This window comes from Cognatiyoonia koreensis (assembly GCF_900109295.1).
Taxonomy (GTDB): domain Bacteria; phylum Pseudomonadota; class Alphaproteobacteria; order Rhodobacterales; family Rhodobacteraceae; genus Cognatiyoonia; species Cognatiyoonia koreensis.
The window spans coordinates 1,411,020-1,437,756 of sequence record NZ_FOIZ01000001.1 but is presented as its reverse complement, the minus strand read 5'-3'; the positions used below and the strand labels follow the sequence as shown (position 1 = coordinate 1,437,756).

Here is a 26,737-nt window from a genome sequence, read left to right as displayed (position 1 = left end):
TTGTGTTTGGGGCGCTGCCCCCGGCGCTATGCGCCTCCCCCGGAGTATTTCGGGCAAGATGATGGGATCAGGTTGCGTTGAATTCTCCGTATTTTCCGGCATGGAACACGAGTGGGTTGCCGGGGCGGTGATGCGCCTTGGTGACCCGCCCGACCACGATGACGTGGTCGCCTGCATCATGTGTCGCTTCGAGATTGCATTCGAACGCGGCAAGTGCGCCTTCGATGATCGGCATTCCGCAATGCGACAGATGCATCGGCACTTTCTTGATTGCCGTCTTGGATTTGATGATCGCTGCGCAGATGTCGCGTTGTTCCGCCGCCAGCACATGCACCGCGAACCGGCGTGAACCGGCAAAATGTTCGAACCGTCGCGATGCCTTGGCCGGTGACCAGAGCACGAGCGGCGGGTCGAGCGACACGCTGGCGAAACTGTTGGCGACGATAGCGACCGGTCCTTCCGGGCTGTCGGTCGTGACGATTGTCACACCTGTCACGAAGGTACCCAGCGCCCCGCGAAAACTTTCGCTGTCGGTGCTGGGGTCGAAAGTGGCGATTGTGCCTGCGTCCATTATGGAACCTCGTGGCCAAGGGCTGCGGTGTAGAGTTCGTACCAGTCCTGCCGGTCGAGTGTGACCTTGCTTGCGGCGGACAGGGTTTTGATCCGGGCGAGATCGTTCGTGCCCATGACCGGCATGATCTGTGCAGGATGGGCCAGGAGCCAGGCAATTGCGATTGCGTCGGGTGTCGTGCCGTGCTTGTCGGCCATCTTTGCCATGGCGTTCTGTGTCTCACCGGCACCGGTCATCAGCGTGCCCCCACCGAGTGGTGACCAGGCCATGATCGGGATGCCGCGTTCCTGCAGGTAGGCCACATCGCCGTTGGTAAATCCCTGATGTGCCGAGAGGCTGAGTTCGATCTGGTTTGTGATGAGGGCTGTGTCCATCGACGATTGCAGCAAGGTCCAGTCGTGCAATTTGAAGTTCGACACGCCGATGCTGCGGACCTTGCCAGAGGCCACCGCTGCATCAAGTGCCTTGCCGGTTTCGTGGTGGTCCATGAGCGGGTCGGGCCGGTGGATCAGCAGCGTATCGATCCTGTCGATGTTCATCAGCCGGAGTGAATGGTCAATGGAGGCCGAGATATGTGCGGCTGTGGTATCGTAGTATTTCACCCGTGCTGTGTCCGCATAGCGCCCAGCGGGGATCAGGATGTCGCATTTGGTGACGACTTCGATTTTATCTTTCAGCGCAGGCGCGGCTTTCAATGCGGCCCCCATAACTTCTTCAGCCATGTAGCCGCCGTAGATATCCGCCTGATCCATCGTTGTGATGCCCTGTTCCAAGCAGGCTTCGATCTTGGCCTGTACATGGGCGGGGGATGTGTCTGCTGCTTCGGCGAGCCGCCACATTCCGTAGATGATGCGGCTGAAGGAGAGGTCTTTGGTAATGTTGATCCGGTTCACGTGCGCGGTCCTGTGCCGAGGGGTGTTGGTGGTGTTTCTGCAGGCACGCGTCCGTAGGCGTGTGGCAGTGAGACTGTCTTGAGATGGGGCATGACCTTTGCCCCGAAGTGTTTGCATTCGTCGATGTGCGGGTAGCCCGAGAAGATGAAAGCACGGATGCCCATCTTTTGATAGGTCTCGATTTTGCTCAGGATCTGGTCTGTCGATCCGACAAGTGCCGCCCCGCAACCCGAGCGGGCGCGCCCGACGCCTGTCCAGAGGCCCGGCTCGGTATAGCCGAACTGGTCAGCAAGTTCGCGGGCGCGGGCCTGGTGGGCGACACCAAGGCTGATGCTGTCATGCGCGCGGTCGCGGATCAGCTTGCCGTATTCGTCGTCCAGCCTGGAGGCGATGTAGTCGGCGTATTCCTTGGCTTCGGCTTCGGTGTCGCGCACGATCATGTGCACCCGCAGCCCGTAATCGAGCGTGCGATTGTGCGCCTGGGCCCGGGCGTGCACGGCCTTCATGCGTTCGGCCAGTTGGTCCTGCGTTTCCGGCCACATCAGGTAGACGTCGCATTGCGCCCCGCAGAGTTCGAGTGCATCGGGCGAGTAGCCGCCGAAATAGAGCAGGGGACCGCCGTTTTGCTGGTAGGGCTTGGCAGGGGCGGTCGGCACCTTGTTAAAGGAATAAACCTCGCCGTGGTGCGTGATTTCGTCCCGTGTCCACGCCTGGCGCAGGATTTCCACCACTTCGTGGCTGCGTTTGTAGCGGAATTTGCTTTCCGCCACCTCGCCGGGGAAATCACTTGAAATGACGTTCAGCGTCAGCCGCCCCTTGAGCATGTGGTCAAGTGTTGCCACGGTGCGCGCCAGCATGATTGGCTGCATCTCGCCACAGCGGATCGCGGCGAGGAAGTTCATCTTTTCGGTCAGCGGTGCCATGCCGGCCACAAATGACAGCGTGTCTTGTCCGACCTGGTAGGAGGAGGGGGCGAGGATGTTGCGAAAGCCCTGCTTTTCAGCTTCGAGTGCGATGTTTCTGCAGTGATCCCAACTGCTGCGCAGGTCAGGGTCGGGCACGCCAAGGAACTGGTAGTCGTCCGAACATAGTGCTGAGAACCAGCTGACTTCGGCACCGTCGAGATCGGCGCTGGTGACAGGGACAACCTGTTCCATTCTTCCCCCAAGAATCTGTTCGTCCGTATTGCGTAGCACGCTGTTAGCGCTATAACAATCCTGTATCAATTCAGCGGCGCAAGGGAGGGCGACGCGATGTCGGAATCCCAGCCACTGCCAAAATACATCCAGATCTCAGAGCGTTTGATCCGCGAAATTGCGGCGGGTCATTTTGCGGATGGAGCCCGTCTGCCGCCCGAGCGGGAGTTAGCTGCTGATCTTGGAATTGCTGTCGGCACATTGCGCAAATCCCTTGGTGATTTGGAAACGAAAGGACTGCTTGAGCGCGTGCAGGGGTCTGGCAATTATGTTCGCCACAAGCCGGAAGTTGATTCCGTTTATGCGTTCTTTCGTCTTGAACGGTTCGCGGGCGGTGGCCTGCCGACGGCAGAGGTTTTGTCTGTCGAGCGTCTACCCAAACCAAACGCGCCCGATTTCGGCCCAAGTGCGGAAGGTCACCGGATTCGCCGGTTGCGCCGCCTGGATGCGGATGTCGTTGCATTGGAGGAAATCTGGCTTGACGGTGGCTTGCGCAACGTCATCACGAAGGCTGACTTGTCTGACAGTCTTTACCTTTATTACCGCGAGAAGCTGGGAGTGGTGATTGCGAGCGTTGTAGACAGGATCGGCGTGGCAGAGACGCCCGACTGGGCGGACGGCAGGTTTGGACAAACCGCAGGCGCGTCGGTGGGCTATATCGAGCGGATCGGTCGCACGAGTGCCGGTGATGCTGTCGAATATTCACGCACTTGGTTTGATATGGACAAGGCGCGCTATGTTTCGCGCATGGGAAAAGGCTAACAAGGTTGGAAAACGTCAAGTATGGATTGATCGGATGCGGCATGATGGGTCGCGAGCATATCCAGAATATCAATCTTTTGTCACATGGCACGGTGTCTGTCGTCTATGATCCATTGCGCGAACTGGCCGAGAGTGCTGCGACCCTTGCAGGCGAGGCCCATGTCGCTGAAAGTTTCGAGGAAATGCTGGCTTATCCGGATGTAGATGCCTGGGTCATCGTCAGCCCGAATTATCTGCATGTGTCGCAGCTTCGCCAGATCGTCGCGTGTCGTCCATTGCCGATCCTGTGTGAGAAGCCGCTTTATACCGATCCCGCAGATGCACCTGTTGTTGAGGCATTGTTTAAAGACTATCCGCACCCTGTCTGGGTCGCGATGGAATATCGCTATATGCCACCTGTCGCGGCGCTGATCAGTCAGGCGGAGCAGGCAACCGGCGGCATCAAGATGCTGACCGTGCGTGAACATCGCTTTCCGTTTCTGCCCAAGATCGGGGACTGGAACCGGTTCAATGCCAAAACTGGCGGCACACTGGTCGAGAAGTGCTGTCATTTCTTCGATCTGATGCGTTTGATCCTGAAAGCCGAACCATTGCGGGTGATGGCGACTGCCGGGCAGGGGTTCAATCACCTTGAGGAACGTTACAACGATGAGGCCCCTGATATCTGGGACCACGGCTATGTCATCATTGATTTCGACAATGGCACGCGGGCCATGCTGGAACTGTGCATGTTCGCGGAAGGTGCCGAATATCAGGAAGAGATTTCCGCCGTCGGACCCAAAGGCAAGATCGAGGCTTTTGTACCGGGACCGGGGCGGTTTTGGCCCAAGCTATTGGGTGATCCGCCGGTTCCGCATCTGGTTATCTCACCGCGTGCGCCAAAGGGGCCGATGCGCAGTGAAATTCCCGTTGATCCGACGCTGCTTGCTGCAGGCGATCACAATGGATCGACCTTTTATCAGCACCAGCGGTTCAATGCTGTGGTGCGTGGCGAAGGCGTTGTCGAAGTGACGGTGACTGATGGGGCGAAGGCTGTGAAAATGGGAATGGCCGCACAGGAAAGTGCGGCCACTGGTCAGGCAGTTTTGTTGTAGCTGTCGTGGAAACGGGTCTGCCGGACCCGCAGACTGCAATCAGGCTGGCTGTTCGACCGTTTGGAACAATCCGCTGGCGATACCTTTTTGGTGCAGGATCACGGGTGTTCCGATTGGCACGCGGCGGTAGAGGTCTTCGATATGTTCGTTCACCAGACGTGCGCAGCCGTTGGACACGGCGGACCCGATTGTGCGCGGTGCCGTGGTGCCATGGATACGTAGATATGAATCGCGTCCGTTTGGATATTGCAGATAAAGCGCCCGCGCGCCGAGCGGGTTTTCAGGGCCGCCGGGCACACCGTCCGCGTATTGTTCGTACTTTTCCGGTTCACGTTCGATCATCGCATCCGTCGGGCGCCAGTCGGGCCATTCCTGTTTGCGGTCGACCGTAAAGTTGCCGGGTTCGTAAAGGTTGGCACGACCTACGCCGACCCCATAGCGGATCGCACGGCCTTCGTAGATGCCGAAATAGAGGTGGAATTCGTCGGGATAAACCTCGATCTGGCCTTGTGGGATACGTCCTGCGACGTCCACGACTTTTGGCATCAGATGTGCGGGCAGCTGCACAGCAGAAGCGGTTGTTGCAATCGGAAGCAGGCCGGCGGCCAGCCCCGTCTGTATGAAATGGCGGCGTGTCAGTGTCATGATTTCAATCTTCGAGCAGCGAAAGTTAACCTTTAGCACCATAGACCCGCTGACCAGATCAATTCACGATCACGTCACGGCGGGGGTTTTTGGCAGGTTTGTTGCAGTTTGGTCAGGTTATTCGATGTTTCAAGGGGGAATTTCCCACCAATTCACCCTTTGCCTATGGCAATGGCCCGGTCTGGGAGAGTGTCACCCGCATCCCGCCATGTGGAAATGTCAGGCGATTCTTCTGCCAGGGCAGTTCTGTCACCTTGGCCAATCCGGACTCTGACGTGACAAGCCCGACCCGCCATCCGGAAAAGCCGCCGCGCAGCGTTTTGCCCAACGCGCCATAGAGCGCGAATAGCTGTTTCTTGTTGCCGATCCGTCCGCCATAGGGCGGGTTGACCATGACCAGTCCGGGTTTTCCGGCCGGTCGTTGCAGATCGCTGATTGCGTGGTGCGCGAAGGTGATGATGTCGTCCACACCGGCGCGGGCTGCGTTTTCGCCGGCCCCTTTGACGCCACCCGCGTCCCTGTCGCTGCCATAAAAGTGCAGGTCCGTGTCGCGCGCTGGGCGGTCTTCCTTGATTGCCGCAAAGCGGTCGGGTTGGAACGTTGCAAGATGTTGGAACGCAAAGTCGCGCGACCGTCCGGGGGCGAGGTTGCGTGCGATTTCGGCCGCTTCGATCGGGAAGGTCCCCGAGCCGCACATCGGATCGACCACCAGTTCGCTGCCATCGTAGCCGCATTTGCGCAGCATCAGCGCGGCGAGGCTTTCGCGCATCGGGGCTTTGCCGACGAATTGCTTGTGCCCGCGGATATGGAGCGGATCACCTGACGTATCGACGGACAGCATGCAGACGTTGTTGTCGATCCGCACCCGCAGTGTGACGGGGGCCTTTTCATCCACTGACACACCCACCGTCGCGCGCAGCGCTTTGGCCAACCGCTGGCTGATCGCGCTGATGTTGTTCACCTTGGATGACTTGGTCGTGAAGTCGAGCCCGATTTCACTGTCGGGCTTGAACGTCGTGTCCCACGGGAATTCCATGGCCAGCCGTTCGAGTTCATCCAGATGGAACACGCGGAATTTGCCGATCTGGACCAGAACCCGCGTGGCACCGCGCAGGTAATAGTTCGCCCGCCAAATCGCGGGCCAGTGACCGGCGAACGTCACGCCACCCGCTACCGCGCTTGCTCCTGTCAGACCAAGGTCGCGTGCTTCGGCTTCGAGCATGTCCTCGAAGCCGGGGGCGGTCGCCAGGAAGATGTTGAGTGGTTTCATGGGCGGAGGTTCAGACCTATTTTTCGGGCTATTTGAGCCAGTTTGCGTAATCGCTGACCAGCAGGTGCGTCGGGTCTGTGTCTTCTTCGACGTTTGCAAAACGCCCGATGGGTTCGCGGAAGATGTTGTCGGTTTCATCGTCGTTGACCGTCGAGACCTCTCCGATCAGCACATCACCGCCTTCGCCCCAGAAAGCATGCCAGTCGCCAGGGCGCAGTGTCACGCTTTCGCCCGGTGCCAGTTTGAGTTTTTCGCCGGGCGTGTAGTCGCGTTGGATCCCGTCGATCCAGACCGTGCCGCCTTTGTCTTCGGAAAATTGGCCCGCATCATCGGACCCGTAGAGTTCGATCACCAGCGTCGCCCCGCCACGATTGATGATGTCCTCGGCCTTGATCACGTGCGTGTGCATCGGGCTGAGTTGGTCCTGCCGCGAGATCAGCAGTTTTTCGGCGTAGCACATGCCGCCGCCGCGCTGCAGATCGGCAAGCAAACCATTGCGCAGCGTGAACAGAAACAGCCCCATCGTATCGAAGTCGCCCGCGCCGTAATCGGTAATGTCCCACCCGCAACGCGCGTCGATGACGTGGCGCGCCGATTGCGCCTGTGATTTGAATTCGGATGGTGTCCAATAGGCGAATGGTGGCAGGGTAAAGCCGTGTGACCGGATCAGATCATCGGCTGCGGCCATGATGTCGTTTATACGCGAGCGTTTCATGAAATGATCCCTTTCGTGCTGATTGCGCCATCGGCGTAGTCTGGATCGCATCCCTTGTCGATAAAGATGGCACGGGTGAGCGTGAATTTTGAGGGCAGGTGCCGCGCGTGAAAGTCTCGCACTGGGGATTCGGTCAGTGAAGGTACCATCTGAGCAGCGCAGCACCACAGGCGATGCGTACCATTCCGAATGGCGCGCCGGTTAGAACGTTTGCGGATCGGTGCCTCCAATAATGGATGGAATGGTTCAGGCATTCATTGCCGGTTTTCCGGTCTGGGCGTCTGCCGGGACCGGACCATGCATTTGGTGAATTTATGTCTTGCAAGCTGGAACTATTGGGAGCGTTTCGGGTTTCTCTGGTGACTGCTGACAGTTCAACGAAATGAAGAGAGCACCCATGTCCCAGAAAAACTTCAAGATGACGACGGCAATTGCTGCTTGCCTGTCTATCTCCGCCCCTGCGCCGATTTGGGCACAAGACACAGCTGAGAGCTTTCCCTGCGTTGCACCTGATGGAACCGAGGTGGCGGATGCGCAAATGCTGTCCGAGGCACTTTTGACGTATCTCGACGCGGGTGCGCCGAGTGATGATTTTGGAAGTTGTGACGCGACTGCGGTACAAAGCGCGCTGGAAGCTGGTGGCGAAGACCTTGGGACAGCCTTGGCCAATGCGCCCGCTGAACTGCAGTCGCAATTGCCTGTCCTTGATGAAAGCGTTGACCTTGTCCCGCAAGACGTCGCACCGGAGGCTGATGCTGAGGTAGAGGCAGAGGCTGAACCGGAAGCAGAGGCTGAAGCGGAAACGGAAGCCGAAGCGGAGGTGGAAACTGAAGCCGAGGTAGGAGCGGAAACGGAAGCCGAAGCGGAGGTGGAAACTGAAGCCGAGGTAGGAGCGGAACCGGAAACAGAGGCGGAGGTAGAAACTGAAGCCGAAGTGGAAGCTGAATCCGAGGCTGAAGTGGAAGCTGAAGCTGAAGCCGAAGCCGAAGCTGCACCGGACGCAGAGGCTGAAGCCGTAGTTGAACCGGACGCGGAAACCGAAAGCGAGGCCGAAACCGATGAGGTGACAGAGATGCCCGCGGAAGGTGCCGAAGCTGAAGAGAGCGCGAGCGAGGCAGAACCTGAAGCTGAGTCAGCCGAGCAGGACGTAGAGGCAGATACAGCCGATGCAGAAGGTGACGCGGATGAACAAGCCGTTACCGAGACCGCGCCTGCAGAAGAAGCGGTCGCTGACGACGAAGCGGAGATGACCGACGGCGACGCTTCGGAGACAGCAGAGGCCGACGACACGCAGACTGCCGAAGTTGTAGAAGGTGCCGGCGAAGCTGGCGGCGAGCAGCTGACTGACGAAGAACGCCAGGCGCTGAACCAGGAACGGGAAAGCGAAGCGGCAAACACCCCGCCTGCAGCAGCGGCTGGTGATGACAGTGACGCGGCCGAAGCAGCAGAAGCTGAGGTCGAAACGGAAGTTGTTACAGAAACAGATGTCCGCCGCAGCGACGAAGATTTTGAAACAGCGGCTGTCGGCGATACGCAAGCCACCGAGGCCGATGATGACGAAGAGGGCCTCTCTAATTTTGAAAAGGCGTTGCTGTTGGGACTTGGAGCCGCGGTCGTTGGGTCCGTTCTGAACAACGGTGACCAAGTCGTTTCCAACTCTGGCGATCGCGTCATTATTGAACGTGACGGTGAACTGCGTGTTCTGAAAAACGATGATGAACTGTTGCGCAGACCCGGTGCCCAGGTGCAGACGCAAACATTCCAAGATGGATCAACGCGCTCTGTCCTGACTTATGAAGATGGCAGCCAGATCATTACTGTCCGCGCAAACGATGGCACGGTTCTGCGGCGGACGTTGATCCGCGCGCAAGACGGGACAGAGATCGTGCTTTTCGACGACACACAGGCTGTTGACCCGATTGCCTTTGACGAGCTACCGGCCGCAGACGTGAAACAGACTGCGCGCGCAGTCGATACGTCCGACGAAGATGCATTGATGGAAGCGTTGCAAGCCGCATTGATTGCGGATGTCAGCCGCACGTTCTCTTTGCAGCAAATTCGCGATTTCAAGCGTGTCCGTAATCTGGCCCCGGAAGTTGAGCTGGACCAGATTACGTTCGCAACCGGAAGCGCCGCGATTGACCCTGGGCAAGCCGAAGAACTGCGCGCGCTCGGCCGATCAATGGTCAGTATCATTCAGAAAAATCCGCAGGCTGTCTTTTTGGTGGAAGGTCACACTGATGCCGTCGGAAGCGCGAGCTATAACCTGTCACTGTCAGATCGCCGCGCAGAGACCGTTGCATTGGCATTGACCGAGTATTTCGGGGTCCCACCACAGAACCTGATCACCCAAGGCTATGGTGAAACCGATCTGAAGGTTCCTGTGCTGACGGACGAGCGCGCCAATCGCAGAGCGTCGGTTCGCAATATCACGCGTCTGCTGAACCGCTCCTAACGGACGATCAGAGCGGAATTGAAAAAGGGGCCTCTTGTTTTGAGGCCCCTTTTTTCCGTCTGGAAGATTGGGCTGGAATAGTTTGGGCGTGGGTCGGCAACTCCCATTATGTTTAACTGATTGTAACCGCGTGCATGTGAATCAAAGGCGGTAGGCGGTCTTGCCATCTGACTGCACATAAACAGAATTGCGAACACTGAGATCTTGGCTTTCGTTTTTGCACCCACCTAAAACGAGCATGATAGCAACGAGCGACAGTTGCTTTATCGTGAAAGTCATTTGTAGAGTTCCGTGGTGAATGCTGTCGTGGTTTATTGATTATCCACCGCATCGTACTTTGGCTTGTATGTGGCGGGCTAACCTATTGTACTCGTTTGTTAAAAGCACCGTGGGATGGAGAGTGGCTGGCGTTGAAATCATTGCGTCGTTTGCTGTACAGGACATTCAATGCGCACGCGCAATGGGGTCTGTTCCCGCATTCATTTCGGCAGCGATTTGCGTCACTCACTAGCCTTGATTGAGAGCCTTGCCGACCGGATTTCGGAAGGACGCCCCTTTGTTAGCCAGAGATTTCCAGTGGAGACGTGAACGGGCTATTGATGCCTGCGTACTTCGGGCCAAAGATTGACAGGCCTTGGGGCGATGTAAACTGGATGGGGGCAGGAAGGACGACGACGGCAATGCCTTGCCCGCTGACGACGTCGGGATTGGCAACCGGCTGGCCGGTTTCTGTATCAAACAGGCATATAAGATCGGGCACAGTCGCAAGCGTTTTTCCGTTCAACCAGCAGGCCATGTTCTCGTTCTTGATACTGATTTTCATGCTTTGTGTGCCGCTTGTTAAGGTCATTTCCCCGATCGTGAACCCTTGATCTGTCTTGTAGGTCACCGATGAAACTGTCCCTGTGAATACCACAGCGCCGTCGCCCGCAGTCGCGATCGCCTTTGCTGAGTTTTCGCCACGCCCAATGGCTTGGCGGCAGACTTCGCCCAAGCGCATCGCTTTGGAAATCGTGCCGGGTATAAGGACATCGCGCAACTGGCGCATAGGCAAGGCATGGTCGATTGCGGCGACTGTATTGCGGCTGACCTGGCTAATCGCCCTTACCAGGGTTTCGGCCCGCTGATCGTCCTTGACCCTGTCGATCAGAAAGGATTCACCGAACGGGTTGACCGCATAGATCGGTGCCGCTGGAAGCCCCGCCAGATAATAGGTGGAATGCGTGATCTCGGGGACCGCGCGCCCTGCGGGGTCAGCGTCGATAATCTTGTGTCCATGCATGGCGGCGGGGAAAAAGGCAGCCGCTGTGTTGGAGCCGCCAAGCTCACACGGGGTGGTGCCATAGAATTCGGTTCCAAGATGATCCTGGAATTCGGCGTAGGCTTGGAGCAACGGATTGACGTCGCTTTCTGCCAGACCGGTGTAAAGCGCTTCTTCTTCGGCATTGATCGGCGTAATCGACCCCAGCAAGTAGGGGGTGCAGATCACTGCATCGTCGGGTACTTCATCAATGCTGACCAGATCAAACGTCTTGCCTGCAGCAAGTGCTATATCGATCATGGCGCGCCCCTCGGCGATCTCACCGCCGCCGCCTGCACCTAGGATGACGGCCCCCAGCAGAAGGTCTTCGAGATTTTGCCGCGTGAGCGTTTGCATATCAGCTGTCCTTGGATGTTCCGAAAAGGGCGACAAGATCTGTGATCCGCGACAGGACCAGCAGGATTGTGACGGTGAGGGCAACGAAAAGCATCGATGCCGCTGCGACGACGGGCGAGTAGCCATAGCGCACGTTGTTGAAGATCTTGATCGGCAGCGTTTCGACCACGAAACCTGAAATCATATTGGCGATCAGGTATTCGTTCACGCTGATTATCGCGACGAGTGCAAAGCCCGTGAACACGTAAGGTGCGATCAGGGGCAGGACGATGGTGCGAAATACTTGCGCTGAGGTTGCCCCCATCATCTGCGCGGCCTCGATCACCTCGTCCGTGAGGGCGGCAAAGCCGCGCGCGATGATGACCAGTGGCAAGGTCACAAAGAAGACCCCGTGCGAAACGATGGTTGCCTCTATCCGCCCGTACCAGCCGACTTCGGCCCAGAACAGGCTGGCCCCAAGTGCCAGAATGATCGGGGGCAGCAGGAAGGGGCCAAGGCCAAGCGCAAAGGTCGCCTTGGCAAAGCCTGATCCTGTCCGCCAGAGGACGTAATTGATGGCCAGCGCCAGCGTGGTGGCGATCACCCCTGCAATTACTGCAATCAGCAGCGAGCGGCCTATGGCGGCCAGCCATTCTGCCTCGGTCAGCAGTTCGCTGTACCACGCAGCCGACAGCGCAGCGGGCGGGAAGGCGATGTTTTTGGATTCACCAACCGATACGCCGAGCACGACAATGAATGGCGCGATGAGCATGACGGCGATGAACCAGAGGTAAAGCCTTCTCATGTTTTGCGCCCGCGCGTCAGCAGGGCGGAAGCGATGAGGACGATGATCGTCACAATCAGCATAACGACCGCCAGTGCCGCCCCCAACGGCAGGTTCGCATCGCCGAGCGCTTTGTCACTGATGATGACCGTCATCGTCCAATCCTGGGGGCGGCCCAGCATGGTTGGCATGACAAAGACGCCCAAAAGGTACACAAACATGGTCAGCGTGACCGACACGAGGCTGGTGCGGAAGGTGGGCAGCAGTACCTTGAAAAATACCAGCGATGGCGGAGTGCCAAGGGTCACTGCGGCCTCTTCAATGCTGCGGTCGCGCCGTGCGATGGACGGGTAGAGGATCAGCGCAACAATTGAAAAGCCAAGGAAAACAAGGCCGATCATCATCGCCCCAAAGCTGGGAGACAGGGATCGCGGATTTGCCCAAAGCCCAGACCATTCCAGAAGCCGCGGAACACCAGCGCTTTCAGACATCAGGATCAGCCAGGCGAACCCGATAATCACTTCGCTTAAGCACATCAAGGACAAGAGCAAGATGATCCAGAACAACTGCCAGCGCCGGGTCAGGTCCGTGACGAACAGCACCAACGGGAATGCAAGCGCGACGACGAGCACCGCGCCGAGGGCAGATGAATAGAGCGAGCGGAACGAAACGGTGTAGTAGAAGCTGGAAAAGAACTTTCCGTAGTTTTCCCAAACAAAATCGACTTTGTAGAACCCCATTGGGTCGGGCTGATAAAAGCTGACGATGATCATGAAGATCAGCGGGATCAAAAAGAACACCGCCATGACGCCAAAAGCCAGCCCGCCGATCAGACGTGGTCCATATGACGGCGGGCGTATCATGCGGGCAGGGCCCATGCTTTGGCGGTGTCCCAGGATAAAGTCACTCTGGCCCCATCATCAAAACTACCACCGGATCCGGCGATTTCGCTTTGGTGGAGCGTCTGGTCGCCGATCCGGATTTCACGTTCCAACAAGGCACCAAGGCGGCGCTGGCGAATGATCTGTCCCTGCGGCCCAGTGCCAGTGGCCGCAAGAGAGATCGCTTCGGGGCGCACCGCAATCGGGGGCTGGCCGTCACGGGCGATGATATTATTGATGCCGATAAATTCCGCCACAAAGCGCGTTGCGGGGCGCGAATAGAGGTCTTCCGGGCTTGCCGCCTGTTCGATCTTTCCGCCGTTCATCACCACGATGCGGTCGGCCAATGCCATTGCTTCGCGTTGATCATGCGTCACGAAAACTGTTGTCACGCCAAATTCACGTTGGATGCTTTTCACCTCTTTCTGCATCTGGTCGCGCAGGCCCGCATCAAGGGCTGAGAACGGTTCGTCCATCAGGAATACTGCCGGTTTCAGCGCCAAGGCGCGTGCAATGGCAACGCGCTGGCGCTGCCCGCCGGACAGGGCGGTGATCGCGCGATCCGCCAATCCAGCCAAGCCAACCATGTCGAGCAGGCGATCAACTTCAGTCGCTGCAGCATCGGCCGAAGTGCCGCGCAGGCGCATCCCATAGGCCACATTGGCCCCGACATTCAGATGCGGAAACAGGGCGAGGGACTGAAAGACCATGCCGATATTGCGCTTGTGGCAGGGGACTTGGGTCAGGTCCTTGCCGCCCAAACGGATATCGCCTTCATCATGGATCTCAAGCCCTGCGATCAGGCGCAAAAGGGTCGTCTTGCCACAGCCGGAGCCGCCAAGCAGACAGATGAATTCACCATCCTCAACCGCAATGGAAATGTCTTTCAGCGCTTCAAACGTGCCGAAGGACTTTCGCAGATTGGTGATGGTCAATGCAGCCATGGTTTGCCCCTGTGGAAGTTGCGGCAGGGCGCGAACGCCCCGCCGCGATGATTGTTATTGCGCGATCATTTCCTGATACTTGGTTTCCAGCCAGTCACCTTCGCGCAGGTGAATGTGGGTCTGCACACGGATCGGGGTGATGTCGCTGCCCACGGCGGCAAATTCTTCGTCCGTCAGGTCTGTGCTTTCACGTGGCACAACCGGGAAAGTGCCCATCGTGCGCGACATCAGGGCCTGCGTTTCCGGGCGGCTCATGAAATCAAGGAACTTCTCGGCGGCAGCGATATTTTCAGAGTCGCGCGGCACGACCCAATACGCGTCCGAAACGATCCCGCCTTCCTTGGGAAATGTCGATGCGACGGGCAGACCATCCCAGATCGAAAGCATGGTCACGTCATGATAGTAGAGGCCTGCGTTCAGCTCTCCGCTTTCAAGCGACTGCTGGAACTGTCCCTCATCGCGATACCACAGGCTGACCTGAGGCTTGAGTTCGCCGATCTTGGCGATCACCTGTTCGATGCCTTCGCGTGTCTCGAGGATTTCTACGCCGTCAAAAAATGTCGTTGCGGTCACTTCCAACAGGCCTGAATTGGGTGTCGTCACGATGCCCAGCTTGCCATCCCACTTTGGTTCCCAAAGCTCGGCCCAGCTTTCTGGCGCGTCGGGAGCGTAGTTGGTGTTGGTCACAAAGGTCGTGTAAAAGGCGAGCGCCCCCACAGCATAGGCATTGCCCGCATAGTTCAGCTTTACGTAGCCGTCTGACAGACCTTCGGTGCTTGGCATGTTTGCAGGTGAAAGCTCGGCCCAGAGGCCAACTTCATTGCCACGGAACAAAACCTCATCCACGACCAGCGATAAATCGGCGGGCGCCTGCTTGGCGCGGGCGGCGGCCATCAATTGGGTCATCCAGGTGGAATCTTCAGGCTGAGCAATCGATTTTACCTCGATCCCGGTTTCGGCGGTGAAGAGCGGATAAATCTCGGCGGCGAGTGTTTCTTCAAAAAAACCGCCCCAAGCGCTGACAGTCAGTTCTTCGGCCCAAGCCGAACTTGTCAGGCCCAATATGATGCCGGCGGTGGTGGATAATGTGGTCTTCGTCCCCATGGATGTTCTCCCGTTGGTTTTTTTGCGACTTGGTGAAATGCTAGGACCGCCAATGCGGCGAAACCATACAGAATGGGTTATGACTGCATAACCCTGTCGACATGCTATGCCCGCGCTGCCTTTATAGGAAAGAACAACGGGGACGAACGGCTGTGAAACTTTCGGACATTGATCTGCGCCTACTGCGCGTCTTTCAGGCGGTGGCCGAGGCGGGTGGTTTTGGCAAAGCGCAAGGTGTGCTGGGTATTTCCCAGCCCGCGATCAGCGCGCAGATTGCCAAGCTGGAAGATCGGCTGGGGCTGCGTTTGTGCGACCGGGGGCCAAAGGGCTTTGCGCTGACTGGTGCGGGCGAACAGGTCTTGGAAGAAGTCACCACGCTTTTGGATCAGATTGATGCGGCTGCGGCCCGGCTGAACGCGATAGGGGTGCCTGCCACGCAGCAAATCCGCATCGGGGTGGTTGATTCAACGGTCACCGACCCGAACAACCCGCTGATCGGGGTTCTGCGGGAACTTCGTGCCGATATGCCCGACTTGAAGATCAACATCGGGATCTTTGACTTTTTGGCCTGCCTTGAAGAGCTTCGTGCCCATCGGCTTGATATCGCAATCGTCGGGATTGCGGGGAATGAGCGTATCCCAAACGAAGCCGAAGCCTTTCCGCTTTATCGTGAAGTCAGCAGTCTTTATTGCAGCCCCGATCACGCTTGCGCCGGGATGTCCGATCCTGAGATTTTGAAATCCACTCTCGCCGCTTCCGAAATTTCAGCCCACAGCTTTGTGTTCAATCCGATAGATGATGATCTTGAACCAATGCTTCTGGATCATTCGGAAGGGGTTGCGCAAGATACCATCGAGTTGACCGCCTATCTGGCGCTGTCGGGTAGCCATGTGGGGCTTTTGCCAGATCACTACGCCGCCCCATGGGTGAAGGACGGGCAACTGGTTGCATTGGCCCCGCTGAACGACGTGATCGTTTCCGACTTTCATGCATTGCGTTTGCAGTCCGATGCCAATGATCCCACGGTGGATCGCGTCTGGCAGGTGTTGAAGTCGCTGGCGATCTAGAGTTCGCGTTGAACTGGAAAGCTGAGCGTGACCTGAAAGCGGTGGCCTTCCCGCGCCAATTCGATTTCCCCGTTGAAGGAGTCGACCACTGCGGCGGCGATCGGCAGGCCCAACCCGGACCCAGCACTGGGGCCGACCTGGCTAAAGCGGCTTCGGGCGCGGTCGAAATCGGCCTCTGCAATGCCTTTCCCGTCATCGCTGACGATCACCACCAACATGGTGTCCTCAATACGCGAGGTCAGCAGGACTTGAGATAATTTCGGGCCACCATGAACAATGGCGTTATTGATGATATTCAGGACGGCCTGTTCAAACATTACCGGATCGCCACGCAACTGGACAGGAGCGGTGGCCAGATCAGTGTGCAAAGCGATGCCTGCTTCGACAGCGCGGGCCGCGCTTCTGTGGGATATATCCAGCAGGATATCGCGCGGATCGAAAGGCGTATCGGTACCGGGTATCGGACTGGCTTGCGCGCGATCGAGGGTCAGCAGGTTATTGGCTAACTGCCCAGCGTCGCGTGCGGCCTCTTGCAGGTCAGCCGCACGGGCGTGTGCGTCATCCAGCGATTTGGCGTTTGAAACAGACTCCGCAAGGCTGAGCACCCCGGCGATTGGATTGCGCAGCTGGTGTGCCGCGTCCGAAATAAAGGCGTTCTTGGCTTCCAGCGCGCGCGAAAGTTCGTCCACTAGATCATTGAAGCGGCCGACAATGCCTGTCACCTCTTGCGGAATGCGCCGCTTAATCGGCGACAGGTCCGTCACCGAGCGGCGCGCGATGGCGTCTTCCAGATCAATCAAGGGGGCAAGGCCACGGCCCACGCCAAACCAGACGATGATGGCAAGCGCACCGATCATTGACGCGATGATCAGAAATACCGGCCCCGTTCGGGTGCGCACGAACCCGTCCCGCACAGCCGTGTTTTGCCAGACTGTAAAGGTGAACAGCCCCGTCAGACCGTCAATCGACGTGCTTTGCGCAAAGCGCAGGGCGCGTACGGGGGCACCTTGATAAACGGCATCGTAATAGGTTTGCGTTGCATCCACCGGAACCTGCTCTGGTGGCACGGGCGGGGTGGCATAGCCCGTCACAAACACGCCATCAGGGGCATAGACATGGTAGAAGACGGCGCCGCCAGACGTGTCGCGCAAAAGGTCACGGGTTTCCTCGCTGAGTGCATCGCCGCCTGAAACCGCAGTATCGCGCGAGATCGCAAGGGTGGTCGACAGCAGCGAACGATCAAAACGTTCGGCCGCTGTTTTCTGAGCGTCGAAATAGGCCCATGCGCCGATGATCGTCGCGATCAGGATCAAGGGGAGCAGGATCACAAGGGTCAGTCGTCCGCGCAGGGACAGGCTGTTGTTCATGGAGTCATCCGCATCAGATATCCCAACCCGCGTTTGACAACGATCTGCACACCAAAGGGGCGCAAGCGTTTGCGTAATCGCGATACGTAAACCTCGACCACCGGTTCATCGACATCCGCGCCGGTGCCATAGAGGCTGTCAAGCAGCACCTGCTTTGAAACGATACGGCCATCCGCTGACAACAGCCGTTCGAACAGCGCGACCTCGCGACGGGGGATATTCAAAGGCCCATCCGGACCTGCAACCATTCGTGCGGTTTTATCAAATCGCAGGGGGCCAATCGTGGCAACCTTCATCGGGCGTTCGCCCACCCGGCGCGACAGGGCGCGGATGCGGGCACCGAATTCTGCCATCTCGAAAGGTTTGCTGAGGTAGTCATCGGCCCCTGCATCAAGGCCGGTGATCTTGTCTTCGGTTTCAGCGCGGGCGGTCAGTAACAGGACCGGTCTATTGTCGTTGCGCGCGCGCATTTCGCGCAGAACGCATAGCCCGTCCATTGTCGGCAGGTTGATATCCAACACAATCAGATCGGCTTCATCCTGACGCAAGAAGGCATCGGCATCGGCCCCATCGTCCAGCACATCAACGGCATGGCCGATGTCCTGCAGGTAATAGCGAATTCCCTTAGCAACCGAGATATTGTCTTCCACGACAACAATGTGCACGACGTACCCTTTCAAGAAAAACGCGGGATGCAAGGTTCACGCAAGGATGACACTGCACAGTCTGCGCATCAAGAAGCCTTGAGGGGGCTTTGTGATTCTATTTTCAGGGCCGTGCAGGTCCTTCTGGGAGGAAAACATATGCTTAAGAAAACGCTGGGCGCGCTTGCGCTCACATCCGCATTGGTGGCAACGCAAGCCGCAGCTGACGGACACCAGATTGATTTGACCGGCAAGACTGTCGAATGGATCATCCCATTTTCTGAAACCGGCGGTTCGGCAAAATGGGCGAACTTCTATGCGCCATTGCTGTCCGAAGCGCTGCCCGGCAACCCGACTGTTGTTGTCACGTTCAACCCCGGTGCAGGGTCAACCAAAGGGGCCAACGCGTTTCAGGAAATGACTTATGAAGATGGGACCACGATTTTTGGCTCGTCCGGGTCTACACAGTTTCCTTATCTGCTAAGCGATCCACGCGTGCGCTATGAATATAGCGATTGGAACGTGGTTCTGGCCTCTGGCACGGGCGGCGTTGCATATCTGCCTGCTGATCTTGCTGGTCAGCTGGGCGAAGGCGGCGATGCGACCCCGCTTGCGGGCGAAGACTTCATCTATGGCTCCCAAGGAGCCACACGCCTTGACCTTGTGCCGCTGCTGGCCTGGGAAATGCTGGGTCTGCAGGTAGAGCCTGTCTTTGGGATCGAAGGCCGTGGTGATGGCCGCCTGATGTTTGAACGGGGTGAGGCCAACATCGACTATCAGACTTCGTCGTCCTATCTGTCTGGTGTGACACCGCTTGTTGAGGCTGGCACAGCTGTGCCGTGGTTCTCGTTCGGGGCCTTGGACGGCGACGGCAACATTGTCCGCGACCCGACGTTCCCTGACATGCCAACCTTCAAGGAAGTCTGTGAAGCAACAGACGGCTGTGAAACATCCGGCGAGCAGTGGGATGCATGGAAAGCCTTCTTTGTTGCGGGTTTCCCGGCACAGAAAATGGTGTTCTTGCCCGCAGGTGCACCTGACAACGCCATTGCAACCTTTACCGAGGCCTTTGCCGCCATTCAGGAACGCGATGATTTCGCTGAAATCAGCGAAGCCCGCCTTGGGGTCTATCCACAGCTGACAGGTGACGCGGCCAGAACCGCAATGGCCAGTGCCACGGACGTGCCACAGGAAGCCAAAGACTTCGTGATCAACTGGCTGAGCGAACGTTACGGCGTCGTTCTTCAGTAACCACACTTCACCCCATCCATGCATGTCATGGGTGGGGTTTTTCCTTAATTATCTAGAATGAGGGACCCGCCATGGAGGTCTTTGCGACGGCATTGCCTGCGTTAAATGACGCTTTTGCGATGATCTTGCAGCCCCACGTCCTTGGCTTTCTGGTGTTGGGCGTCGTGATGGGCCTGTGCATTGGGGTCTTTCCGGGACTTGGTGGCATCGCTGGTCTGTCGCTCTTGTTGCCTTTCATGTTCGGGATGGAGCCTGTTACCGGGCTGGCCCTGATGATCGGCATGGTGGCGGTGGTGCCGACGTCTGACACCTTCGCATCGGTTTTGATGGGGATACCGGGGTCATCGGCGTCGCAAGCCACGGTCTTGGACGGTTTCCCCATGGCCAAGAAAGGGCAGGCGGCGCGTGCGCTGTCTGCTGCCTTCGCCTCGTCCCTTTTTGGTGGGCTTGTCGGTGCAGCCTTTCTCACTGTTTTTATTCTTGCCGCACGTCCTATCGTGCTGCTTTTCCAAACGCCCGAGCTGCTGATGATCACGATCTTCGGCCTGTCGATGGTAGGTATCCTTGCCGGACGTGTTGCGCTGAAAGGGCTTGTCGCCGCCTGTCTTGGGATCCTTGTTGGTACCATCGGTGAGGGCGCGTCTTCGGGTGCCCTGCGCATGTCCACTTATGACATGCCTTATCTGGTGGATGGTCTGAAACTGGTGATCGTCGGCCTTGGCATCTTTGCCATCCCCGAGATCATCGCGCTTTTGCGTCGTGACAAAGCCATTTCAGACCGCGCGCCATTGGGTGGCGGCTGGGCTGAAGGCGTCAAGGATTGGTGGGCCAACAAATGGCTGTCGATGCGCTGTTCGCTGATCGGCGTTGTCGTGGGCGTGATCCCCGGCCTTGGCGGATCGGTCGTGGACTGGATCGCCTATGGCCATACAGTGCAGACAGCCAAGGACAAATCGCAGTTCGGATCCGGCGATGTGCGCGGCGTGATCGGGCCGGAAAGCTCCAATAACGCCAAGGAAGGCGGCGGGCTGGTGCCAACGCTGCTGTTCGGCATCCCCGGTTCCGGGTCGATGGCGATCTTTATCTCTGCTGTAGCGTTGCTTGGCACCGGGTCGATTGAGGTCGGGCCGTCCATGCTCAAGAACAACCTTGATTTCACCTATGCAATCGTCTGGCTTCTGGCGATGGCCAACGTCGTCGGCACGCTGATCTGCATTGCCGCCTCGGGCGGGATTGCGAAACTGACCGAAATTCGTTTTGCGCTGCTGGCCCCGTTCCTGTTCATGATTATTGCCTTCGCGGCATTTCAGTCCCGTCAGGAAATTTGGGACCTTGTTGCATTGTTTGGCATCGGCCTGCTTGGCATCCTGATGCGTCGCTTTGACTGGTCGCGCCCAGCTTTCCTGATCGGTTTCGTGCTGTCCGCACCGGCCGAGCGCTATACCAACCAAGCGTATCAGATTGGTGCCTCCCGCTTCCGGCGCGGATTTGAAGAGGGGATTGAATACATCTTCAGCCCCATCGTCATCGTGCTGATCGTGATCACACTTCTGTCGGTTGTGATTGGGTTGCGCCAAGCCAAGAACATCCAGGCCGAAGGCGCGGTCGCTGCAGGCAGCAAGCGCGCACCGATGGTTTTCCTGTTGGGAATGACAGCCTATGTCGCGCTGGCCTACTGGAACTCTGCCGTCATTCCAGACTTTGCCCGCATGGACAGGGTGTTCCCGATTTTTGTGGCAACTATCGCCTTGGTGGGCTGTGCCTTGCTTGTGGTGCAGATGATCCGATCCGAGGAAAGCGCGGCCATCTTTGCGGACCGTGAAGCAGAGGAAGCCGCCGACAACGTTCACGGTCTTTGGGCAACGCTGGCTTGGTTTGCAAGCCTGCTGGTTGCCTCGGCCATTGTCGGCTTCATCCTCGCGCTGGCCGGGTTCCTGTTGTTGTTCATCCGCATCCGCGCAGGCAAAAGCTGGGGTTATGCTGCGGTCTATACGGCCGTTGGCATCGCCTTCATTTGCGCGATGGCCTGGGCACTGAACCGGGATTTCCCGCCAGGCATGCTGCAATCCTATGTCGATCTACCTTGGCCGCTCACATGACCCAGACAGTGATCCCTTTCCTGTTCATGCGCGGTGGTACCTCGCGCGGGCCTTATCTGAACCGGGCGGACCTGCCCGAGAATCTGGAGACATTGGCCGAGGTTCTGATCGCCATGGTCGGCTCTGGTCATCCGCTGAACATCGACGGGATCGGTGGGGGCAACGCGGTGACGACGAAGGTCGCGATGCTGTCAAGATCGAGCGACGATTGGGCCGATATCGACTATTTCTTTGCGCAAGTCAGCGTCGAAGATCGCATTGTCGATTTCAAACCCACATGCGGCAATATCCTATCCGGCGTAGGTCCAGCGGCCATCGACATGGGGCTGATACCTGCGACAGGGCCAGAGACGACGGTGAATATCCATGCTGTCAACACAGGTGCACGCGTCGTCGCCAAAGTTCAAACATCGCCCGAAGGCGTTGTTTATGACGGTGCTGCCGCCATTGACGGCGTACCCGGCACAGCAGCGCCAGTAGCCCTGCAATTCATGGACACTGTCGGTGGTGCAACGGGTGCTTTCCTGCCGACAGGCAATCTGGTCGATACTTTCAACGACGTGGACGTGACCTGCATGGACGTCGCAATGCCCATGGTCATCGCCAAGGCTGAAAGCTTTGGGCTCACCGGATATGAAAGCGCCGAAGCGCTGAACGACAACACCGATTTCTTCGCTGCGATGGAGGCGGTGCGGATCAAGGCAGGAGAGGCAATGGGCATCGCGAACGTCGGCCAGTCCGTGACGCCCAAGTTCGGCCTGCTTGCGCCCGCGCACGACGGCGGCACCATCGCGGCGCGCTATTTCATGCCTTGGAAAGCGCACCCAACAATGGCCGTGACAGGGGCGCAATGCCTTGCAAGCTGCGTGCTGACGCCGGGAACTGTGGCCGAGGGGATGGCTGCCCGGTCAAACGATCGGCCCGCGACCATCACACTGGAACACGCCAGCGGGCAGATTGACGTGTTGGTGGACTATGACCTGACGGCTGATGGCATCGATCTGCGCTCTGCCGGGTTGGTGCGCACTGCGAGGCTGCTTGCGCGTGGCGAGGTGATGGTCCCGCGTGGAGTGTGGGCGCGATGAAGGTTCATATTCTTGACGATTGGTTCGACACGTTGCGCGGGCTGCCGTGTTTTGACGAACTGGCCGACCATGATGTCACCGTCTGGACGGATCACGAACCGGACCCAGAAAAGCTTGCCGCGCGGGTTCAGGATGCCGAGGCGCTGGTTCTGTTCCGGGAACGCACCAAGATCGGGGCGGAGCTGCTGACCCGTCTGCCTAACCTGCAACTGATCAGCCAACGCAGCGTTTATCCGCATATCGACGTGCAGGCCTGCACTGACAATGGGGTAATGCTTTGTTCGAATATGCACTCTGACACGCCGTCTTATGCGGCGGCCGAGATGACCCTTTCGCTGATCCTTGCCAGCTTCCGGCAGATCCCGCAGCAAGTCGCCAGCATCCGCGCGGGCGATTGGCAGATGGGCGTTGGGCGAACCCTGCGGGGGCGCACCCTCGGGCTTTATGGTTACGGACGTATCGCACAGGCCGTCGCAGGCTATGCCGAGGCGATCGGTATGAACGTGCAATGGTGGGCCTCGGATGCGGGGCGCGCGCGGGCGCAGGCCGATGGATGCAATGTGGCCGAAAGCCGGGAGGCCTTCTTTGAGACCTCAGACGTCGTCAGCCTGCACGTCCGACTGAAGCCGACCACGAAGGGGATCATCACCGCCGCTGACCTTGCTGCGATGGCACCGCGTAGTTTGCTGGTGAACACATCGCGCAGCGGCCTGATTGCCCCCGGCGTACTGGAGGCTGAAATCGCCAGAGGGCGCATCCATGCCGCTGTTGATGTCTTTGACGCAGAGCCGATGCGGGACACTCACAACATCCTGCTGACGCATCAAAACGTGCTGCCCACGCCGCACATTGGCTATGTCACAGAGGATGAATTCGACCTGCAATTCAGTGATATCTTCGACCAGATCAATGCTTATGCCGCAGGCGACCCGATCCATGTGATCAACCCAGAGGTCGTCCATTAAAGAGCCGTGCGGCGATTGGTGCCCCCACGATTACAGTCACAATCCGCAAGACGTGATGGGCAATGACAAAGGCCATATCGGCCCCGGCAATGAGCGCCAGCACCGTCATTTCCGCCTGTCCGCCGGGGGCGAAGGCCAGCAAAGTTTCCATTGGCGGTGCCAATGCAAACAGGTTGATCACCTCGACGAACAACGCCGAAAGGAACAACAAGATCACGCAAAATCCAAGAGCGGCGGCGACATCGCGGCGGACCTCGTGACCTGTGACACCAGCGTATTTCGTTCCCACCGTCATGCCGATAAAGAACTGTGCGGCCCAGATTGCCTCGGCCGGCGGGCGGTATTGCAGGACGCCGGTCAGCGCAAGAATGCCGGCGAGGATCATTGGCCCAAGGATCGAAGCCCCGAACAATCCGACCGCTTTGGCAATTTGCCAGCCCGCCAATCCCGCAACGACCATCAGGGCCAGCTGTGAAACAGGGAGATTCGCTGTCGGAACGCCTGGCGGGTTGTTTAGATCAACGCCCCAGTACCCTTTCAGTATAAAGGGCAAGGCCACCACGATCACCATGACCCGCGTTGCGTGGATTAAGGACAAGGCGCGCACATCGCCGCCGGCTTCTTCGCCAAACAAGAGCATATCCTGCAAGCCACCGGGCATCGCGGAATAGTAACTTGTGGCAAAGTCAAAGCCCCAGAGACGCTGAAAGTAGGGGACCCCGACAAGGCCGATCAGGAAAACCATGACAGGCACCAAGAGTAACGTCGGCCAGTAGCCTGCCATGCTTATAACCAATGCGGTGGTGAACGTCGCACCGACCGCGACCCCAAGAATTGAGCGCATGGCGTTGTTCAAGAACGGGATGCTTTTCATTGGCACACCCATCAAAGCCGCAAGCAGACAGGCTGTAATCGGCCCAAGTAGCCATGGCAAAGGCAGGGCGAGCAGATGAAACGCCAGCACGCCAAGCCCTGCAATGCCGTGAGTGATGGCGACACGCAGCATCAGCGCATGACTTTCAGGCGATAGCGCAATGACGTCTGAAGATGGTCCTCTGCCGCGGCCCCCGCGCTTTGTATATCACCCGCACTGATCGCGGCGATGATCTGTGCGTGTTGCCGGGTCACTGTCGCTATACGCTCTGCATCTGCCAAGGTTGTGGGCCCCAGCAAGAGCAACGCGTTGTTCATTGCCCGTGCCGCATCCAATAGGAAACGGTTACGCCCGGCCAGATAGATAGCGCGATGGAACTTCTGATTGATGGCTGCGGCACGGGGGGCATCGTCCCCCTGCTTGCCAATGTCGTCATTCAATGCGGTAAGGGCATCGACCTCTGCCGCCAGACTGTGCTTTGCAGCCATCTCGGCGGCGGTACGTTCCAGTACGAGGCGCATTTCATAAAGCTCGACGACCTCGGTCTGCCCAAGGCGGCGGATTACGGCACCGACGCGGGGGCGGTGTTCGACGATTTTTTCAGCCTCGAGTTTGCGCAGTGCTTCGCGGATGGGTGTGCGGGACAGAGACAGGCGTTCGGCGATCTCGACCTCGCGAAGCCGGTCGCCGGGCTGATAAACGCCGGTTTCAATCGCTTGCATCAGCTTGGCAAAAGCCACCTCGCCCTGAGACAAATCCGTTAGATCAGTCGTCATCTGAATTCACACTTTCCAAATTGTATCCGCTTGGATACATAGCGTATCTAAAGAGGAGAATTGGATATGTCAAAGCAGATCGTCGTCGTGGGGTCGGGCAATGCGGCCATGTGTGCGGGAATCGCGGCCCTTGAAGCAGGTGCAAGCGTGCTGATGCTGGAAAAGGCGGATCAGGACCTGGCGGGCGGGAATACCAAATACACCGCCGGGGCCATGCGATTTGCCTATGATAATGCGGACGACCTCTTGCCATTGCTGAAGGATCCGAATGATCCACGCCTCGCCGTTACGGATTTTGGTGGCTACACCAAAGCCAAGTTTGCCGACGATCTGCTTGGCTTTAATGGCGGGCGGGCCTTGTCAGACGAACAAAAGCGGCTGATTGACCAAAGCCTGCCAGCGATGCAGTGGCTAGGTGGCCATGGTGTCAAATTCGAGCCAATCTATGCACGCCAGAGTTTCGAAAAAGACGGACGCCACGTATTTTGGGGCGGGCTGACGCTGGCTGCGGAAAACGAAGGGGTTGGGTTGTTTGATATGGAGCTTGCGGCATTTGAACGCCTTGGCGGTGTGATCCGCTATGATGCGGCAGTGACAGGACTGATTGTGGAATACGGGCAAGTTACTGGTGTGAATATCGGTGAAGAGGTGATCAAAGCAGACGCGGTCATTCTTGCTTGCGGCGGTTTCGAGGCCAGTAAAGCGCGCCGCCGCGACTGGATGGGCGGGCATTGGGACAAGGCCAAGGTGCGCGGCACGCCAATGAACACTGGTGACGGGTTAGCTATGGCGATCGAGATCGGAGCGCAAAAGAACGGGTTGGACGATGGATGCCACGCCACGCCAATGGATCTGCATATGCCCGATTACGCGAACCTTGATCTGCCTGCTTCCGAACGCAAGAATTACCGGAAGATCTGTTATTTCCTTGGGGTGATGCTGAACGCAGATGGCGACCGGTTTGTCGACGAGGGCGAGAATTTCCGCAACTATACCTACGCGCAATTCGGCAAGGCCGTGCTTGACCAACCGGGCCATTTCGCGTGGCAGATCTTTGATGCCAAAGTGGATGAATTGCTCTATGCCGAATACAGCTTTCATGATGCGCATTATGTGCAGGCAGAGACGCTGGAGGCGCTTTGCGAAAAGCTTGATGGCGTCGATGCCAAAGCGGCGCTGAACACGCTGACTGCCTATAACGATGCGGTGAATGCGGACGTGGCGTTTGACCCAACGAAGCTTGACGGGAAAGACACGCGCGGACTGCCTTTGGCCAAGTCCAACTGGGCACAACGGCTCGATACGCCACCGTTCAAGGCCTATCCCGTGACAGGTGGCATTACGTTCACCTATTGCGGGGTGAAAGTGTCAGAGAGTGGCGCGGTGCTTGACGATCATGAAAAGCCCATTGCTGGTTTGTTTGCCGCCGGGGAAATGGTTGGTGGCGTTTTCTACGAAGGCTATCCGGGTGGATCTGGCTTGACGTCTGGCGCTGTCTTTGGGCGCATAGCGGGGGTCGGGGCGGCAGCAGGCGTATAGGCTGGTATCTTTTACGCTGCATGTTTGATCCTAAGGCAAGCTGCACTGCTGATGACCGACAGCGTTCTGCAAACGACGGAACGGTCGCCTTTGTCAGTCTTCGCGCCCCGGGGGCTGGAC

At 58.1% G+C, this 26,737-nt stretch carries 24 protein-coding genes; 9 read left to right on the top strand and 15 right to left on the bottom strand.

Translation table 11 applies throughout. The annotated features are described in order from the left end of the window. Positions 1–67 precede the first annotated feature (67 nt). From BMY44_RS07145 to BMY44_RS07135, 3 genes are read right to left on the bottom strand one after another with little or no spacing between them, the layout of a single operon-like run. On the bottom strand, positions 68–571 hold the full coding sequence (locus BMY44_RS07145; protein WP_207510487.1) for a flavin reductase family protein: 504 nt from the start codon (positions 569–571) through the stop codon (positions 68–70). Continuing rightward, entirely contained in the window at positions 571–1,464 is an 894-nt protein-coding gene (locus BMY44_RS07140; RefSeq protein WP_089992112.1) for an aldo/keto reductase, read from the bottom strand. The genes BMY44_RS07145 and BMY44_RS07140 overlap by 1 nt, the downstream gene beginning before the upstream one ends. Next, complete coding sequence (locus tag BMY44_RS07135; protein WP_089992110.1) at positions 1,461–2,621, bottom strand: LLM class flavin-dependent oxidoreductase; 1,161 nt, start codon at positions 2,619–2,621, stop codon at positions 1,461–1,463. Before BMY44_RS07135 ends, BMY44_RS07140 begins: the two co-directional genes overlap by 4 nt. A 96-nt stretch (positions 2,622–2,717) precedes the next feature. Between BMY44_RS07135 and BMY44_RS07130 the strand changes: the two genes are divergently transcribed. Both BMY44_RS07130 and BMY44_RS07125 read left to right on the top strand, forming a co-directional pair. After that, on the top strand, positions 2,718–3,422 hold the full coding sequence (locus BMY44_RS07130) for a GntR family transcriptional regulator (protein ID WP_089992107.1): 705 nt from the start codon (positions 2,718–2,720) through the stop codon (positions 3,420–3,422). Between the two features lie 5 nt (positions 3,423–3,427). After that, on the top strand, positions 3,428–4,516 hold the full coding sequence (locus tag BMY44_RS07125) for a Gfo/Idh/MocA family protein (RefSeq protein WP_089992105.1): 1,089 nt from the start codon (positions 3,428–3,430) through the stop codon (positions 4,514–4,516). A 39-nt stretch (positions 4,517–4,555) separates the two neighbouring features. Here BMY44_RS07125 and BMY44_RS07120 read toward each other — a convergent pair whose 3' ends face one another. The 3 genes from BMY44_RS07120 to BMY44_RS07110 all read right to left on the bottom strand — a co-directional run bounded on the left by BMY44_RS07120 (position 4,556) and on the right by BMY44_RS07110 (position 7,146). Further along, positions 4,556–5,161, bottom strand: coding sequence for a L,D-transpeptidase (locus tag BMY44_RS07120; protein ID WP_089992102.1), 606 nt, complete (start codon positions 5,159–5,161; stop codon positions 4,556–4,558). A gap of 163 nt (positions 5,162–5,324) precedes the next feature. Beyond that, a complete protein-coding gene (locus tag BMY44_RS07115; RefSeq protein ID WP_089992101.1) occupies positions 5,325–6,431 on the bottom strand; it encodes a THUMP domain-containing class I SAM-dependent RNA methyltransferase in 1,107 nt (368 codons plus the stop codon). 28 nt (positions 6,432–6,459) lie between these two features. Then, a complete protein-coding gene (locus BMY44_RS07110) occupies positions 6,460–7,146 on the bottom strand; it encodes a D-lyxose/D-mannose family sugar isomerase (protein WP_089992098.1) in 687 nt (228 codons plus the stop codon). Positions 7,147–7,543: 397 nt separating this feature from the next. On the opposite strand from BMY44_RS07110, the gene BMY44_RS07100 reads away from it, so the two are divergent. After that, entirely contained in the window at positions 7,544–9,601 is a 2,058-nt protein-coding gene (locus BMY44_RS07100; protein ID WP_089992088.1) for an OmpA family protein, read from the top strand. Between the two features lie 559 nt (positions 9,602–10,160). Here the strand turns inward: BMY44_RS07100 and BMY44_RS07095 are convergent. From BMY44_RS07095 to BMY44_RS07075, 5 genes are read right to left on the bottom strand one after another with little or no spacing between them, the layout of a single operon-like run. Further along, positions 10,161–11,258: a DUF917 domain-containing protein gene (locus BMY44_RS07095; protein ID WP_089992085.1), complete on the bottom strand. Its 1,098-nt coding sequence runs from the start codon at positions 11,256–11,258 to the stop codon at positions 10,161–10,163. A 1-nt stretch (position 11,259) separates the two neighbouring features. Next, entirely contained in the window at positions 11,260–12,042 is a 783-nt protein-coding gene (locus tag BMY44_RS07090; protein WP_089992080.1) for an ABC transporter permease, read from the bottom strand. Further along, a complete protein-coding gene (locus BMY44_RS07085; protein WP_131801584.1) occupies positions 12,039–12,884 on the bottom strand; it encodes an ABC transporter permease in 846 nt (281 codons plus the stop codon). The genes BMY44_RS07090 and BMY44_RS07085 overlap by 4 nt, the downstream gene beginning before the upstream one ends. Continuing rightward, a complete protein-coding gene (locus BMY44_RS07080) occupies positions 12,881–13,846 on the bottom strand; it encodes an ABC transporter ATP-binding protein (RefSeq protein WP_165611799.1) in 966 nt (321 codons plus the stop codon). Before BMY44_RS07080 ends, BMY44_RS07085 begins: the two co-directional genes overlap by 4 nt. Before the next feature lie 54 nt (positions 13,847–13,900). Then, on the bottom strand, positions 13,901–14,950 hold the full coding sequence (locus BMY44_RS07075; RefSeq protein WP_089992074.1) for an ABC transporter substrate-binding protein: 1,050 nt from the start codon (positions 14,948–14,950) through the stop codon (positions 13,901–13,903). A gap of 152 nt (positions 14,951–15,102) precedes the next feature. Here BMY44_RS07075 and BMY44_RS07070 point away from each other — a divergent pair, with 152 nt between their 5' ends. Beyond that, the gene (locus BMY44_RS07070; protein ID WP_165611798.1) at positions 15,103–16,017 is read left to right on the top strand and encodes a LysR family transcriptional regulator; all 915 of its coding nucleotides are present in this window, start codon (positions 15,103–15,105) and stop codon (positions 16,015–16,017) included. On the opposite strand, the gene BMY44_RS07065 is transcribed toward BMY44_RS07070, so the two are convergent. Beyond that, positions 16,014–17,384, bottom strand: coding sequence for a sensor histidine kinase (locus BMY44_RS07065; RefSeq protein WP_089992067.1), 1,371 nt, complete (start codon positions 17,382–17,384; stop codon positions 16,014–16,016). The two genes, BMY44_RS07070 and BMY44_RS07065, sit on opposite strands and share 4 nt — an antisense overlap. Then, positions 17,381–18,049: a response regulator transcription factor gene (locus tag BMY44_RS07060; RefSeq protein WP_089992065.1), complete on the bottom strand. Its 669-nt coding sequence runs from the start codon at positions 18,047–18,049 to the stop codon at positions 17,381–17,383. The genes BMY44_RS07065 and BMY44_RS07060 overlap by 4 nt, the downstream gene beginning before the upstream one ends. Before the next feature lie 138 nt (positions 18,050–18,187). Here BMY44_RS07060 and BMY44_RS07055 point away from each other — a divergent pair, with 138 nt between their 5' ends. From BMY44_RS07055 to BMY44_RS07040, 4 genes are all read left to right on the top strand, one after another. Then, positions 18,188–19,279, top strand: coding sequence for a tricarboxylate transporter (locus tag BMY44_RS07055; protein WP_089992062.1), 1,092 nt, complete (start codon positions 18,188–18,190; stop codon positions 19,277–19,279). A gap of 71 nt (positions 19,280–19,350) precedes the next feature. After that, a complete protein-coding gene (locus BMY44_RS07050) occupies positions 19,351–21,378 on the top strand; it encodes a tripartite tricarboxylate transporter permease (RefSeq protein ID WP_089992059.1) in 2,028 nt (675 codons plus the stop codon). After that, on the top strand, positions 21,375–22,463 hold the full coding sequence (locus BMY44_RS07045; RefSeq protein ID WP_089992057.1) for a 4-oxalomesaconate tautomerase: 1,089 nt from the start codon (positions 21,375–21,377) through the stop codon (positions 22,461–22,463). Before BMY44_RS07050 ends, BMY44_RS07045 begins: the two co-directional genes overlap by 4 nt. Continuing rightward, complete coding sequence (locus BMY44_RS07040) at positions 22,460–23,428, top strand: D-2-hydroxyacid dehydrogenase family protein (protein WP_089992054.1); 969 nt, start codon at positions 22,460–22,462, stop codon at positions 23,426–23,428. Before BMY44_RS07045 ends, BMY44_RS07040 begins: the two co-directional genes overlap by 4 nt. Here the strand turns inward: BMY44_RS07040 and BMY44_RS07035 are convergent. Both BMY44_RS07035 and BMY44_RS07030 read right to left on the bottom strand, forming a co-directional pair. Then, positions 23,406–24,434, bottom strand: a complete 1,029-nt coding sequence (locus BMY44_RS07035; RefSeq protein WP_089992052.1) for an AbrB family transcriptional regulator — start codon at positions 24,432–24,434, stop codon at positions 23,406–23,408. The genes BMY44_RS07040 and BMY44_RS07035 overlap by 23 nt on opposite strands. Further along, complete coding sequence (locus tag BMY44_RS07030) at positions 24,434–25,078, bottom strand: GntR family transcriptional regulator (RefSeq protein ID WP_089992049.1); 645 nt, start codon at positions 25,076–25,078, stop codon at positions 24,434–24,436. Before BMY44_RS07030 ends, BMY44_RS07035 begins: the two co-directional genes overlap by 1 nt. 66 nt (positions 25,079–25,144) lie before the next feature. Here BMY44_RS07030 and tcuA point away from each other — a divergent pair, with 66 nt between their 5' ends. Beyond that, positions 25,145–26,617 carry an FAD-dependent tricarballylate dehydrogenase TcuA gene (gene tcuA, locus BMY44_RS07025; RefSeq protein WP_089992045.1) on the top strand — a complete coding sequence of 491 codons (1,473 nt, stop codon included), beginning with the start codon at positions 25,145–25,147 and terminating at the stop codon, positions 26,615–26,617. The last annotated feature ends 120 nt before the right edge of the window (positions 26,618–26,737 follow it).